This is a genomic window from Mesorhizobium sophorae (assembly GCF_002270415.1).
In the GTDB taxonomy this organism is placed as follows: domain Bacteria; phylum Pseudomonadota; class Alphaproteobacteria; order Rhizobiales; family Rhizobiaceae; genus Mesorhizobium; species Mesorhizobium sophorae.
On sequence record NZ_NNRI01000012.1, the window covers coordinates 34,065 to 47,496 of the forward strand.

The following is a 13,432-nucleotide window of genomic DNA, read 5'->3' on the forward strand; positions in this document are numbered from 1 at the left end:
GTCGTCCAAGCAGGGGAGACTGAAATGAAGGCCATCCGATTTACCGCCGCAGGCGTTGCCGGCATGGCGGAGCTGGAGATGCCCGCGATCAAACCGGGGCATGCCCTGGTACGGGTCCGCGCGGCCGGCCTTTGCCATACCGATATCGAGGTGCTGCATGGCCGCTACGGCGAAGGCGCGTTTCCGCTGGTCCCCGGCCACGAATATGCGGGCACCGTCGAGGCGGTCGCCAGCGATGTCACCACCGTCAAGCCGGGCGACCGGGTCGCTGTCGATCCCAACATCCCGTGCGGGCATTGCCCGGCCTGCAGGAAGGGGCTGACGAATCTGTGCGCCAGTCTGAAGGCCTATGGCGTGACCGAGAACGGCGGCTTCGCCGAGTTCAGCATGGTTGCCATCGACCATCTGCATGGGATCGGCGATCTCGGTTTCGCCACGGCAGCGCTCGCCGAGCCGCTCGCCTGTGTCCTCAATGGTCTCGGTGCCGCCGGGCTCGGAACCGGCACCAGCACGCCCGGCACCGCGCTGGTCTTCGGCGCCGGGCCGATCGGCCTTCTGCTTGCCCTCTCGCTCCGGGCCAAGGGTGTCAGCAGCGTGGCGGTCGCCGATATCAGCGAACAGCGCCTCGCCTTCGCCGAGGCGCTCGGTCTGGAGCCGCTGGTGTCCGGATCGCAGGCGCTGTCGGCGCGGGCGCGGGGCTTCGATTTCGTTGCCGACGCCACCGGCGTCGCCAAGGTGGTTGAAGGCATGATCGGTTTCACCGCCGATGGTGGCACGGCGCTCATTTTCGGTGTCTGCGCACCCGATGCCAGGATCTCGGTCGCGCCGTTCGAGATTTTCCGCCGGCAGATCAGATTGGCGGGGTCGCACTCATTAAACCGCAACATCCCGCAGGCGCTCGACATTCTCAGCCAGGACGACGGCACGATGGCGCGGCTTGTCAGCCATCGGCTGCCGCTTTCCGAACTGCTGCCGTTCTTCGCCAAAGCCGGCGGCGACCCAACGACGATGAAAGTACAGTTTTCCTCGGATCCGTGATTTCCAAAAGTTCAGCCGCGCCCATGGACCACGCGCGGTCTCCTGCGCCCGGAAAGAATATCCACCTCCTTTCCGCGAAAAGGTGACTCAAGTAGACAGTGGCGACGGCAGTTCGAGCAGGGAGCCCGTGAATGGCAAAGACAATCAGGACGATGGAGGACTTCTCGGCCTTCGTCGGCTTGTCCCGGACGACGGTTTCCAAATATTTCAACGACCCCAGCTCGGTACGGAAAAACACTCGAAACGTGATCGAGGCCGCGCAAAGGAAGTCCGGCTTTCGGCCGAGCATGTTCGCCGTCAATCTCAATCGCCGCCGCAGCAACATTCTCGGCGTCATCATTCCGAATTCGACTGATCCGTTCTACATGGCGCTGACGCGCCGTATCGAAACGATCGCCAACGAAGCCGGTTTCCTCGCGTTTGTGCTGTCTTCCGACGGACGCGCCGAAATGGAAGACCAGGCGATCCAGACGTTCAAATCGATGAACATTGCCGGCGCCATCATAGCGCCGCTCGGCGTGCAGTCCCATCACCGGATCCTGGCCGAACTCGGATCGAGCATCCCGCTGATCTATGTCGACTCGCCGCTCGACGAGACCTCGTCGTTCGTCGGCACCGACAACAGGCAGAGCTTCAGGCTCATCGTCGATTATCTCTGCAGGTCAGGCGAGCCGCCTTGTTATTTCGCTATGCCGCTGGTCAACAACAACGCCTCGGCCAGACAGGACGCCTATGTCGAGGCCATGCAGCAGTTCAAGATGACGCCTGAAATCGTGCCCGTCGTCGACGCGCGGTCATGGGATTTCGAGAAATTCGGCTTTGATGAAGCGCTTCGTATCCTGAAGGGGCAAGGTTTTCCGACCAGGACCGTGCTTTGCGCCAACGACCGTGTTGCCTTCGGCGTGATCGCGGCCGCGTATCAGCTGGGCCTGAAGGTGGGCCATGGGGCCGACTGCGACATGCGGGTCGCGGGACACGATGACCATCCCCTGTCGCGCTACGCCTGCCCACCGATCACGACTGTTGCCCAGAACTACAACGAGATCGGCCGCCTGGCCATCGAACTTCTGCTGGAGAGGCTGGATGAATCCTCGGCCAAACCAGACGGCGGACGCATCCTGCTCAACGCGGAACTGATGCTGCGAAGCTCGGCTTGAGCCGGCACAGGCGGGCTGAACGCCAGACCAAGAGCCGACGATCTCCCATCTTTCGCAGTGTGGTTATCCTCGCGGTCTAGTTCCGTTGGAATTGCCGCTGGCGTTGGCGGAAGCGATGGTTCAAGAAGGATCAACGACAAGCGGTTGTTTTCCTTCATGTCCTCCATCCGCCCGCTGATCCCGCTCCTGCTCGCCGCCGGCATCCTGCTTGGCGGCAATGGGCTGCAGAGCACGCTGATCGCGCTGCGCGGCGCGCAGGAAGGGTTTTCCGCCTCCGACATCGGCCTGATGGGTACCTTCTACTTCGCCGGCTTCCTGCTCGGCTGCCTGGCCATCACCCGCATCATGAAGGCGGTGGGCCATATCAGGGCATTTTCGGCGCTGGCGGCAATCGCCTCTGTCGGCACCCTGTTGCTGGTGCTGGTTCTCGATCCGGTGATGTGGTGTGCGGTGCGCTTTGCCGGCGGCTTCTGCTTTGCTGGACTGTTCACCATCGTCGAAAGCTGGCTGAATTCCGGCGTCAGCAACCGCGACCGCGCGCGCGTGCTGGCGATCTACAGGATGGTCGACACCGGTTCGGTGACCGGCGCCCAGTTCCTCATCCCGATCTTCGGTGCCGGCGGCTTCACCATTTTTGCCATCATGTCGATCATGATCACGCTCTCGCTGGTGCCGGTCTCGCTGGGCGACCGCTCCAACCCGACGCCGCCCGAGGAGGTCAAGCTCGACCTGGCGCGCGTCTGGCGGATTTCGCCGCTGGGCTGCTTCGGCTGCATGGCCGTCGGTGTCACCAACAGCGCCTTCCGCACATTGTCGCCGGTCTATGCCGAGCAGATCGGCATGTCGGTTGCCGATGTCGTCACCTTCGTCAGCGTCGGCATCTTCGGCGGTGCCATCATCCAGTATCCGCTCGGCTACCTCTCCGATCGCTGGGACCGGCGCCGGGTGCTGTTGATGACCACCTGCTGCGCGATGCTTTCAGCACTGGCGCTGGTGTTCATCGCCGGCAGCAATCCGCTGCTCAACTTCGTCATCATCTTCATCTTCGGCTGTTTCGCCATGCCGCTCTATTCGCTGTCGGCGGCGCATTCCAACGACCGCGCCGACACCGGCGAGTTCGTGCTGATCAACGCGGCTTTGATGTTATTCTATTCCTTTGGTGCCATTGGCGGGCCGTTCGCCGCCTCGACGGCGATGCAGTATTTCGGTCCGAGCGCGCTGTTCGTGTTCAGCGCCGTCGTCTATGCGATCTTCATCGCCGTCATCCTCTACCGGATGCAGGCTCGCTCCGGCGTGCCGGCGGGCAAGCGCAGCCGGTTCACCGCGCTGTTGCGCACATCGACGATTTTCGCGCGGCTGGCCAGAAGAAACGGCGATTCCGATGGGCCGGGAACCCCATGACGATGGCGCCACAGCTTGACGAAAGCGCTTCCGGCTGAAATCTAGGAAGACCTTACTCCTGTCAAAAGCGATTTGATGCACGTCATCACCACCCAGAAAGAACTCGAGACCGTTCTCGCCGCTTTCGAAAAGTCGGATTTCGTCACCGTCGATACCGAATTCATTCGAGAAACGACCTTTTGGCCGATCCTGTGCCTGATCCAGATGGCCGCACCCGGCGTGACGGCGCTGATCGATCCGCTGTCGCCCGACATCAACCTGGCGCCATTCTTCAAGCTGATGGCCAACGAGGCGGTGGTCAAAGTCTTCCACGCCGCAAGGCAGGATATCGAAATCATCGTCCATCTCGGCGATCTCGTTCCGCATCCGGTGTTCGACACGCAAGTGGCGGCGATGGTCTGCGGCTTCGGCGACAGCGTTTCCTACGATCAGCTCGTGCAGCGGATCACCGGCGCGCGGCTCGACAAGTCATCGCGCTTCACCGACTGGCGCCACCGGCCGCTTTCCGACAAGCAGCTCGACTATGCGCTGGCCGACGTCACCCATTTGATCGAGGTCTACCAGCACCTCAGCGCCGAGTTGGTGCGGGAAAACCGGGCTCACTGGCTGAACGAGGAGATGGATGTCCTCACCTCTCGCGAGACCTACGATCCGCATCCCGAGGACGCCTGGAAGCGGCTGAAGATGCGGCTGCGCAAACCGCAGGAACTGGCGATCGTGCAGGCCGTGGCCGCATGGCGCGAACGCGAGGCGCGGGAACGCGACGTACCGCGCGGCCGCGTGCTCAAGGACGACGCGATCTACGAGGTCGCGCAGCAGGCACCGCGCGACGCGGCGGCCCTTGGCAAGCTGCGCACGACGCCGAAAGGCTGGGAGCGCTCGTCGACGGCGACGGCCCTGCTTGGCGCTGTCAACGCCGCGCTTGCCTTGCCCAAGGAGCAGATGCCGAAGCTGCCGAAGAACTTCCAGCCGCCCGAAGGCTCGAGCGCGGCGTCGGAACTGTTGAAAGTGCTGCTCAGGATCGTCGCCGAAAAGGAAGGCGTCGCCTCGAAAGTGCTGGCCTCCAGCGATGACATCGACCGCATCGCGGCCGAGGGCGAGGAGGCCGACGTGCCAGCCCTGCAAGGCTGGCGGCGCGCGGTGTTCGGCGAGGCCGCGCTGAAGCTGGTGCGCGGCGAGATTGGCTTCAAGTTCGACAAGCGCAAGATCGCGGTTTTCGACCTCTAGGCGCTTTACCCCCGCTCCGCTTCGCGGAGCGCCCCTCCCTATAAGGGGTAAGCAGATGCTTACACGGCTCCGAGCAGATGCAGCGCAAACCAGATCCAGGCGAGCGCCAGCACGGTAGCACCGAGGAAGAAAGAGCGGCTGCGCAGCCGCAGATTGTTGCTGGTCAGGTGGACCCAGGCGTGGAAATAGCGCGACGCGACAAAAATCCACATCAGCGCCAGCGTCAGGAAGTTGACGCCGTTGGTCACTTGCAGCGTCAGGCACAGCACGTAGAACAGCACCGGCAATTCGAACTGGTTGATGAGATTGCTGGCAACGGTGATGCTGGAGGCCGGCTCGGTCGAGCGTAGCTTGTACTGACCGGCCTTGGCTTCACCTGACCTGACCGCCCCGTATCTGCGGTGACCCAGGACGATATAGACGATGTAGATCAGCAGCACCTGTGCCAGCAACGGCCAGAAGATCGTGGTCTGGTTCATGAACTGCCCTGCCCCGTTTTGGCGTCAAGCCTGGTGTTTCTGGCCCGCCAGCCAGAAAGCGGCGATGACGGTCAGCGGGACGGCGAGAAGCGCGAATTTGGTGACGATCAGCGCTGACGCGAGAGACAGCGAATCCGGATTGGCTGACAGGAAATCGGACAGCAGGCTCGCCACCGCGATGTTCTGGGCATAATCGGCCAGCGTGTAGGGCAGTACCAGAATCAGCGCGAAGATCGACTGCAACTGACCCGGCAACACGCGGAAATTCTTCAATCGCCGGCCGGTGGCCAGGATCAGGCTGACCAGTGTAACCGACAACAGCGCCGGGAACAGCAAATCAAAGGTCAGATAGTGCCAGACGAGAATGATCTCGCCGCCGCGCCGGCCGAGCGCCGTCAGCCAGGCCATGCCTTCGTCCGGCGTGAAGCCGAGAAAGCGCATATCAAGTGACGCCAGGCCGCCGCTCAACTGGCGGAAATAGAAGAATTCCAGCACCGTCATGGCGATGAAAACCGCCGCCGACAGGAAACAGAGCGCGGCCGCGTGGCGCGACAGCCGCAGGATCGTTGCGGCCAGGTTGCGCCAGAGCCCGTACGGATCAGGCTCCGCCGGGATAATTCGGGCTTTCGCGGGTAATCGTGACGTCATGGGCGTGGCTTTCACGAAGTCCGGCGTTGGATATGCGTACAAAAGTGGCGCGTTCGCGGAAATCGGCAAGATCGCGACCGCCGACATAACCCATAGCGGCTTTCAGCCCGCCTGCAAGCTGGTGCAGCACGCCAGACACAGGTCCTTTGTAGGGAACTTGCCCCTCGATGCCTTCCGGGACCAGTTTCAGCGTGTCGCGCACCTCGGCCTGGAAGTAGCGATCGGCGGAGCCCCGCGCCATGGCGCCGACCGAACCCATGCCGCGATAGGCCTTGAAGGAGCGGCCCTGATGCAGATAGACCTCGCCCGGGCTTTCATCGGTGCCGGCCAGGAGCGAGCCGATCATGGCTGCGCTGGCGCCGGCGGCGAGCGCCTTGGCCAGATCGCCGGAATATTTGATGCCGCCGTCGGCGATCACCGAGACGCCTGATTTGTGCGCCGTCTCGACCGCCGACATGATGGCCGAAAGCTGCGGCACCCCGACGCCGGCAACGATGCGGGTGGTGCAGATCGAGCCCGGGCCGATGCCGACCTTGACGGCATCCGCGCCGGCGTCGATCAGCGCCTGCGTGCCTTCGGCGGTGGCGACGTTGCCGGCCAGGATGCGAACCGAGTTGGAGAGCTTCTTGGCGCGCGCCACCGCGTCCAGCACGCGCTGTGAATGGCCGTGCGCGGTGTCGATGACCAGAAGATCGACGCCGGCATCGATGAGACGTTCGGCGCGCTCGAAACCGTCATCGCCGACGCTGGTGGCGGCGGCGGCGCGCAAGCGGCCCTGCGCGTCCTTGGTGGCGTGCGGATTGAGCTGCGACTTCTCGATGTCCTTGACGGTGATCAGCCCGACGCAATTGCCTCGGCTGTCGACGACGACCAGTTTTTCGATGCGGTGCTGATGCAGGAGGCGCTTGGCCTCGTCCTGGTCGACATTCTCCTTGACCGTGATCAGGTTCTCACGCGTCATCAGTTCGTAGACCTTCTGCGCCGGATCGGACGCGAAGCGCACGTCGCGATTGGTCAGGATGCCGACCAGCCGACCGATCTTCTGGCCGCCGGTGCCGCCATTCTCGACCACCGGAATGCCCGAAATCGAATAGGTCCGCATCAGCGAAAGCGCGTCGGCAAGGGTGGCGTCGGGGCCGATGGTGACGGGATTGATCACCATGCCGGATTCGAACTTCTTGACCTGCCGCACCTGCTCGGCCTGCTCGGCCGGCGCGAAATTGCGGTGGATGACGCCAATGCCACCGGCCTGGGCCATGGCGATGGCAAGCCGCGCTTCGGTGACGGTGTCCATCGCCGCCGACAGGATCGGCACATTGAGGTCGATGTCGCCGGCAATGCGCGTGCGGACATCGGTCTCGCCGGGCATGACCTCGGAATGACCGGGCTGCAGAAGCACGTCGTCAAAGGTGAGCGCCAGGGCGCCGGTGGACGTTTCGATGATTTTTGCCATGGCCAGTCCTCGGAATACAAAAAAGCGCTTGGCCAGGATGGACAGCGCCGACTCGTCTTCTTCCCTTTCAGGATTGGCGCTGGCTCGTAACACGTCCCGCCGCCGATGAAAAGCCGATGATTTCACGCTCCCGTAAAGGTGACGTGACGCCGAACGGACGTCATCTGCGGTTGCGGTCGCACAAAAGTGACAGCAAATTAATGCGACATCCGCCACAAGCCGTGATAACCGCCCTGCGTGTCGGCTTGCCCCAAGGTCGGCAAGCAATTGACGACGAAACATTCAGTCCGGACGCGTTCCTTGAACCGCACCATTCCGCTCATCCTGGCGGTCGCTCTTTTCATGGAGAACATGGATTCGACCGTCATCGCGACATCGCTGCCGGCGATCGCCATCGACATCCATACCAGCCCGATCGCGCTGAAGCTGGCGCTGACGGCCTATCTGGTGTCGCTGGCGATCTTCATTCCGATCAGTGGCTGGATGGCCGACCGCTTCGGCGCCAAGAATGTCTTTCGTGCCGCGATCGCGGTCTTCATCGTCGGCTCGATCGCCTGCGCCCTTTCCGGTTCGCTACCGGCTTTCGTGGTGTCACGTTTCCTGCAAGGCATTGGCGGCGCCATGATGACACCGGTCGGGCGACTGGTGCTGGTGCGCGCGACACCGAAAAGTGAACTGGTCGCGGCTATGTCCTGGCTGACCGTTCCGGCGCTGGTCGGGCCGCTGGTCGGACCGCCGATCGGCGGCTTCATCACCACCTATTTCACCTGGCACTGGATCTTCCTGATCAATGTGCCGATAGGCCTGATCGGCATCTGGCTGGCGACGCACTTCCTGCCGCGGACCGAACCAACGCAGAACCCGCCACTTGATTTCATCGGCTTCGTGCTGAGCGGGCTGGCGGCATCGGGCGTGGTGTTCGGCCTGTCGGTGGTCAGCCTGCCATATCTGCCGCCGATCGTCGGCGTCATCACAGTGGTAGTCGGCCTGGCGTCGGGAGCACTCTATTTGCTGCATGCGCGCCGCGCCAAAAATCCGCTGCTGGCGCTCGAGTTGTTCCGCAACCAGGTGTTCCGCTCTTCAGTGCTCGGCGGCTCGTTGTTCCGCATCGGCATTGGCGCCGTGCCGTTCCTACTGCCGTTGATGTTCCAGATCGGCTTCGGACTGACGCCCTTTCAGTCGGGCATGATCACCTTCGTCTCGGCGATCGGGGCCATCGGCATGAAACTCGTCACCGCGCTGATCTTCCGCGTCGCCGGCTTCCGCCGCGTGCTGGTCGTCGGTTCGCTGGTCGCCGCGGCGTCGATTGCCATCAACGGGCTGTTCACACCCGACACACCCTATCTGTTGATGCTGGCCATGCTTTTGGTCGGCGGCTTCATCCGCTCGATGTTCTTTACTGGCGTCAATGCACTTGCCTATGCCGAGGTTTCGGCTGAAGACACCAGCAAGGCGACGCCGATTACCGCCGTCTTCCAGCAGCTTTCGATCGCGCTCGGCGTGGCGCTGGCCGGCGGCATCCTGGAAGTTTCGACGTCAATCCATGGCGGTCCGCTGTCGCTGGACGACTTTCACATTGCCTTCTTCATCGTAGCGGCTGTATCGGCGGCGGCGGCGCTGTCGTTCGTGCGGCTGGCGCCCGATGCCGGCAACGCCATCTCCGGCCATGGCCGGCTGAGCACGCCCAAGACGCTGGAACCGGTGAGCCCGCCTGGCAATTGATGCCGACCCGGAAGGCAGCCGTCAGCCTTCGGACGGCTCCTGCTCAGCGCGTTCGACCTGGGCACCATCCGGCGCCGTGCGTCCCTTGAAATCCTTGGCCAACAGATAGAGCTCGACCGATTCGTCGCGCGACGCCGGCGGCTTGACGTGATGGACCGAGCGGAAATTGCGCTTGAGCATCGAGAGCAGTTCGTTTTCAGCGCCGCCCTGGAAGGTCTTGGCGAGGAAATGCCCGCCCGGCTTCAGGACCGACAGCGCGAAATCGGCCGCCACCTCGCACAGATGCATGGTGCGGATATGGTCGGTCCTCTTGTGGCCGGTGGTGGGTGCCGCCATGTCGGACAGCACGACATCCGGGTCGCCGCCCAGCGCCTCGGCCAGCTTCTGCGGTGCCAGCGGATCGAGGAAATCCATCAACAGCACCGGCGCACCGGGCACGGCATCCATTTCCAGATAGTCGATGCCGACGACATGCGGCTTGTCGGCCGTCGATTTCGTGCGCGCCGCGGCAACCTGGCACCAGCCGCCGGGGGCAGCACCCAGATCGATCACCTTCATACCGGGTTTCAGCAGATGATGCTTGTCGTCGATCTCGATCAGCTTGTAGGCCGCGCGCGAGCGGTAGCCATCCGCCTTGGAGCGCTGGACATAGGGATCGTTGATGTGGCGCTGCAGCCAGCGACGCGACGATTCCTTCAGGCCGCTCTTCTTCTTGATCCGCGTCTTCAGCACGCGAATGCTCGCAGACCCTGGTTTTTCCGGTTTCTTGGTCATTGCCTAATTTCTTGCCTGAGCATGGCCTTTTCCGAAAACCGGGCGCCACTTTTCGCTGACGCGGTCCTTCGGTTCGGGATCATGCTCGCCTTCTTGCCTGAGCATGATCTGTTCCGAAAACCGGTCGCCACTTTTCGGGATCATGCTGTGCCACGTCCATCGTTGCGCCAGACGCCGTCATCGGCCATCAACTCGCTCAATATGCCCTCGCGCAGGCCACGGTCGGCGACGCGCAGCCGATCCGACGGCCATACCGCGCGGATCGCTTCGAGGATAGCACAGCCGGCCAGCACCAAATCGGCGCGATCAGCCCCGATGCAAGGGTTGGCGCAGCGCTGCTGGAAATCCCAGCCGACCAGCTTTTCGACCATGCGGTCGACGCTGTCGCGGTCCATCCACAGCCCGTCGACCCGTCGGCGGTCGTAGCGTTCGAGGTCAAGGTGGACGCCGGCCAGAGTCGTCACAGTGCCCGACGTGCCGAGCAGGTGGAAATTCGGGCTGGCCTTGAGATGGCTTAAGCGGTCGCGGCCGTCGAAGCTGGCCAACCGGTTGGCGACGTCGTCGACCATGGCGGCAAAGATCTCGCGTGTCACTGTGCGGCCGCCGAAACGCTCGGCCAGCGACACGACGCCGACCGGCAGCGACGTCCACGACACGATATGGTGAGCGAGCCGCGGCGAACGGCGGCCGCTGAGGTCGATCAGCGCGATTTCGGACGAACCACCGCCAATGTCGAACAGGACGACGCCTTGCGTGTCGCGCTCGACCAGCGAACCGCAGCCGGAAACCGCGAGCCGCGCTTCGGTCTGGCGATCGATGATCTCGAGCTTCAGGCCGGCCTCGCGCTCGACGCGGTCGAGGAATTCGACGCCGTTTTCAGCCGAGCGGCAGGCTTCGGTGGCGATCAGCCGGGCTTTTCTGATCTTGCGGTTGCGCAATTTGTCGCCGCAGATCTTCAGCGCCTCGACCGCGCGGTCCATCGCCGGCTGGCCGAGCCGGCCGTTGGCTGTGAGCCCCTCGCCCAGCCTGACGATGCGCGAAAAGGCATCGATGACCCGGAACTGGCCATGCCGCGTCGGCACGGCAACCAGCAACCGGCAATTGTTGGTGCCGAGGTCGAGAGCCGCAAACACCGGAAGCTCCTGCAGCGGCGACCGGTGGGCGCCCGGTTCGTGCCGTGCTGGCGCAACGGCGGGCAAGACCACCGAATTGGGCAGTTTGGCCGCTTCCGCCGTCGAACTGGCGTTGCCGGGTACAGGCGATCGATTCCCTATGGGATGCGCCTCGTCGCGCGCAAAAACCTTGCGCCCGCGCCTTCGCTTGCGCCGCTTCTTGGGCTTGCCCTTCTGGTTATGGGTTGCGTTACCCGCCTGCCCGTCGGCGGAGCGGGACTCCGTCGGGCGGCTTTGCCGCCATGAGCCTACTGGCCCTGGGGAAGCGCTGGACGCACCCACCTCCGGCGCGCCGGCGCCGGTGTCGCGGTCTTCCACTGTCGTTCCTTCCGGCGCCGCGCGAACCGATGACGGACGCAGCAGGCGCTTTGACGTGTTTTAAGTTGCCGCCAGACTAACAGTGCCGCGCCCGATCACCAAGAGCCGCGCGCTCAATTCTGCCGGCTCGGCGCGTGAACCGCCATTGAGGCCGTGCCACGCAATGTACCGTAAGCTTCGATTGGTAGGCGCAATGCCGGCTGGCGTCCCGTTGGGCCGCCCTCGACGCAGACAATTCCTGCCGGCTGCCGCAACGCAAAGCGTTCGCGGTTGAATAGCCGGCTTCAATGAGGCATTTCTGAAATGAGCGTAGGAATCCGGCGCAACCGGCCTCTCGACAGCAAAGGAAGCGGACCCGCAACGCATGGCAATCAGGCAATGAACTGGAGACGCTATTTCTGGCCGGTCGTCGGCATTGCGGCGGTGATTTTCTCGCTGCTCCTGCTCTGGCACGAACTGCGCGGCATCTCGCTCGACGATGTCTGGGGCGGCATATCGGCGATTCCGGCTCGCCGCTGGATTCTCGCAGCGCTGTGTTCGGTCATCGCCTATGCCTCGCTCGCCGGCTACGACCACATCGCGCTCTTGCATATCGGCAAGAAAGTGTCGTGGCTGTTCGTCACGCTCTGCTCCTTCACCACCTATGCGCTGTCGCACAACATCGGCGGCTCGGTGTTCTCCGGCGCCGTCATCCGCTACCGCGCCTATGGCACCAAGGGCCTCACCGGCCAGGATGTCGGCGTGCTGGTGGCGATCTGCTGGATCACCTTCGTGCTGTCGACGATCCTAGCCTCTGGCCTCGTATTGGTCTTCGAGCCTGAGATTCTCGACCGGTTTTCAGGCATCGCCAATCACGGCCTGTCGGAAGCGGCGGGGATCGTGATGCTGCTGCTCGTCGCTGCCTACATATTCGGTAGCTGGCTGCATCTGCGCCCACTGAAGATCGCCAGCCTCCAGTTGCACTATCCGGCGTTGCCGATCGTCGCGCGGCAACTGCTGATCGGCCCGGTCGAGTTGCTGGCGGCGGCTGCGATCATCTTCTTTGCCCTGCCGGCGACCCACAATCCCGGCTATTTTGTCGTCCTCGGGGTTTTCCTGGTCTCGTTCTCGATCGCGCAGATCTCGCATGCGCCGGGTGGGCTCGGCGTGTTCGAAGTGGTGTTCCTGGCGGGGCTGTCCGACATGGATCCGGTCGGCGTGCTGGCGGCACTGCTGGTGTTCCGGCTGTTCTACCTGGTCATCCCGCTGATTCTGGGCCTTGGTATCGTGCTGTTCTTCGAACGGTCGCAGTTCAGCCGAAGCGAGAGCTGAGGCGCGGGTGGACTTGGCGTCGCCCGGGCCACGCAATGCGTGGAACCAACTTACAAAACGGACCGACAAAACGTTGCGATTGAACTGCCGAGCAGGCTTGACTATTTTCCGCTGGCGGCTACAAGGCAGCGCTCAAGCGGCTTGGCCGCTCGGCCCGCTCGGTTCATGACCGCGCTTGCTGGGGAATAGGTTAACGGTAGACCCACGGACTCTGACTCCGTTAGTCCTGGTTCGAATCCAGGTTCCCCAGCCAATTGATTTCAAACACTTAGCTGCCAAACGCCCCAAAAAATCATGTTGCTAGGCCCGTGTAGCGCTAGCAACCTAAGCCATTGATTTGTAACGATTGGTAATGGTTGCGGGAATCGCGATAGCAACATGGATAGCAACATGGCGGCATGAAACCCCATCGAAGTGGGGGCTAAACCTAAACCTTCGTTTAGGCAGCAAGACCTTCGCACAATTGCGGCGACGTACTGTAGCCGGTACTTTACTAGCTATCGGCCATCTACTCCTCCCAAGATGCGATGCCGGTACCCAGCTAACTCCTCCCCCGAGGTTAGCTCAAATAAACCCGCTGCCATTCCCCCTTCGGCAGCGGGTTTTTCGTCTGCGACCACCACAACAAAAAGCCCGCCGAAGCGGGCCTTCTGTCGGTAGCAGTTTTGCGACCTCGGTCCAAATTGGCAGCAACGCCCTGGCTCTCACCATCAGCCTTGGCGGCAGGTTCGC

The 13,432-nt window shown here is 63.0% G+C and carries 11 protein-coding genes and 1 tRNA gene; 7 read left to right on the forward strand and 5 right to left on the reverse strand.

The genetic code is table 11. The annotated features are described in order from the left end of the window. Positions 1 to 24 precede the first annotated feature (24 nt). From CGZ66_RS17425 to rnd, 4 genes are all read left to right on the forward strand, one after another. Positions 25 to 1,038: a zinc-dependent alcohol dehydrogenase family protein gene (locus CGZ66_RS17425; RefSeq protein ID WP_095085782.1), complete on the forward strand. Its 1,014-nt coding sequence runs from the start codon at positions 25 to 27 to the stop codon at positions 1,036 to 1,038. A gap of 152 nt (positions 1,039 to 1,190) precedes the next feature. Continuing rightward, positions 1,191 to 2,195, forward strand: a complete 1,005-nt coding sequence (locus CGZ66_RS17430) for a LacI family DNA-binding transcriptional regulator (protein WP_167392170.1) — start codon at positions 1,191 to 1,193, stop codon at positions 2,193 to 2,195. A gap of 156 nt (positions 2,196 to 2,351) precedes the next feature. After that, a complete protein-coding gene (locus CGZ66_RS17435; RefSeq protein WP_095085789.1) occupies positions 2,352 to 3,596 on the forward strand; it encodes an MFS transporter in 1,245 nt (414 codons plus the stop codon). 75 nt (positions 3,597 to 3,671) lie between these two features. Continuing rightward, the gene (gene rnd / locus CGZ66_RS17440; RefSeq protein WP_095085791.1) at positions 3,672 to 4,823 is read left to right on the forward strand and encodes a ribonuclease D; all 1,152 of its coding nucleotides are present in this window, start codon (positions 3,672 to 3,674) and stop codon (positions 4,821 to 4,823) included. A gap of 59 nt (positions 4,824 to 4,882) precedes the next feature. Here the strand turns inward: rnd and CGZ66_RS17445 are convergent, their stop codons facing one another. From CGZ66_RS17445 to guaB, 3 genes are read right to left on the reverse strand one after another with little or no spacing between them, the layout of a single operon-like run. Next, the gene (locus tag CGZ66_RS17445) at positions 4,883 to 5,302 is read right to left on the reverse strand and encodes an MAPEG family protein (RefSeq protein WP_095085794.1); all 420 of its coding nucleotides are present in this window, start codon (positions 5,300 to 5,302) and stop codon (positions 4,883 to 4,885) included. A gap of 24 nt (positions 5,303 to 5,326) precedes the next feature. After that, on the reverse strand, positions 5,327 to 5,950 hold the full coding sequence (locus CGZ66_RS17450) for a hypothetical protein (protein ID WP_095085797.1): 624 nt from the start codon (positions 5,948 to 5,950) through the stop codon (positions 5,327 to 5,329). Continuing rightward, positions 5,901 to 7,403: an IMP dehydrogenase gene (gene guaB, locus CGZ66_RS17455; protein ID WP_095086660.1), complete on the reverse strand. Its 1,503-nt coding sequence runs from the start codon at positions 7,401 to 7,403 to the stop codon at positions 5,901 to 5,903. The genes CGZ66_RS17450 and guaB overlap by 50 nt, the downstream gene beginning before the upstream one ends. Before the next feature lie 300 nt (positions 7,404 to 7,703). Here guaB and CGZ66_RS17460 point away from each other — a divergent pair, with 300 nt between their 5' ends. After that, positions 7,704 to 9,125, forward strand: a complete 1,422-nt coding sequence (locus tag CGZ66_RS17460) for a DHA2 family efflux MFS transporter permease subunit (RefSeq protein WP_095085799.1) — start codon at positions 7,704 to 7,706, stop codon at positions 9,123 to 9,125. Positions 9,126 to 9,146: 21 nt separating this feature from the next. Here CGZ66_RS17460 and CGZ66_RS17465 read toward each other — a convergent pair whose 3' ends face one another. After that, complete coding sequence (locus tag CGZ66_RS17465) at positions 9,147 to 9,899, reverse strand: RlmE family RNA methyltransferase (RefSeq protein ID WP_095085802.1); 753 nt, start codon at positions 9,897 to 9,899, stop codon at positions 9,147 to 9,149. 140 nt (positions 9,900 to 10,039) lie between these two features. Beyond that, complete coding sequence (locus CGZ66_RS17470; RefSeq protein WP_095085804.1) at positions 10,040 to 11,389, reverse strand: Ppx/GppA phosphatase family protein; 1,350 nt, start codon at positions 11,387 to 11,389, stop codon at positions 10,040 to 10,042. Positions 11,390 to 11,767: 378 nt separating this feature from the next. Between CGZ66_RS17470 and CGZ66_RS17475 the strand changes: the two genes are divergently transcribed. Continuing rightward, positions 11,768 to 12,700, forward strand: a complete 933-nt coding sequence (locus CGZ66_RS17475) for a lysylphosphatidylglycerol synthase domain-containing protein (RefSeq protein WP_095086663.1) — start codon at positions 11,768 to 11,770, stop codon at positions 12,698 to 12,700. Positions 12,701 to 12,879: 179 nt separating this feature from the next. Further along, positions 12,880 to 12,953, forward strand: a tRNA-Gln gene (locus CGZ66_RS17480). Positions 12,954 to 13,432: the final 479 nt, after the last annotated feature.

Bases quoted from the DNA above. Each gene is read 5' to 3' on its own strand.
- CGZ66_RS17425 (WP_095085782.1), top strand. From the start codon at position 25: ATGAAGGCCATCCGATTTACCGCCGCAGGCGTTGCCGGCATGGCGGAG.
- CGZ66_RS17430 (WP_167392170.1), top strand. From the start codon at position 1,191: ATGGAGGACTTCTCGGCCTTCGTCGGCTTGTCCCGGACGACGGTTTCC.
- CGZ66_RS17435 (WP_095085789.1), top strand. From the start codon at position 2,352: ATGTCCTCCATCCGCCCGCTGATCCCGCTCCTGCTCGCCGCCGGCATC.
- rnd (WP_095085791.1), top strand. From the start codon at position 3,672: ATGCACGTCATCACCACCCAGAAAGAACTCGAGACCGTTCTCGCCGCT.
- CGZ66_RS17445 (WP_095085794.1), bottom strand. From the start codon at position 5,302: ATGAACCAGACCACGATCTTCTGGCCGTTGCTGGCACAGGTGCTGCTG.
- CGZ66_RS17450 (WP_095085797.1), bottom strand. From the start codon at position 5,950: ATGACGTCACGATTACCCGCGAAAGCCCGAATTATCCCGGCGGAGCCT.
- guaB (WP_095086660.1), bottom strand. From the start codon at position 7,403: ATGGCAAAAATCATCGAAACGTCCACCGGCGCCCTGGCGCTCACCTTT.
- CGZ66_RS17465 (WP_095085802.1), bottom strand. From the start codon at position 9,899: ATGACCAAGAAACCGGAAAAACCAGGGTCTGCGAGCATTCGCGTGCTG.
- CGZ66_RS17475 (WP_095086663.1), top strand. From the start codon at position 11,768: ATGAACTGGAGACGCTATTTCTGGCCGGTCGTCGGCATTGCGGCGGTG.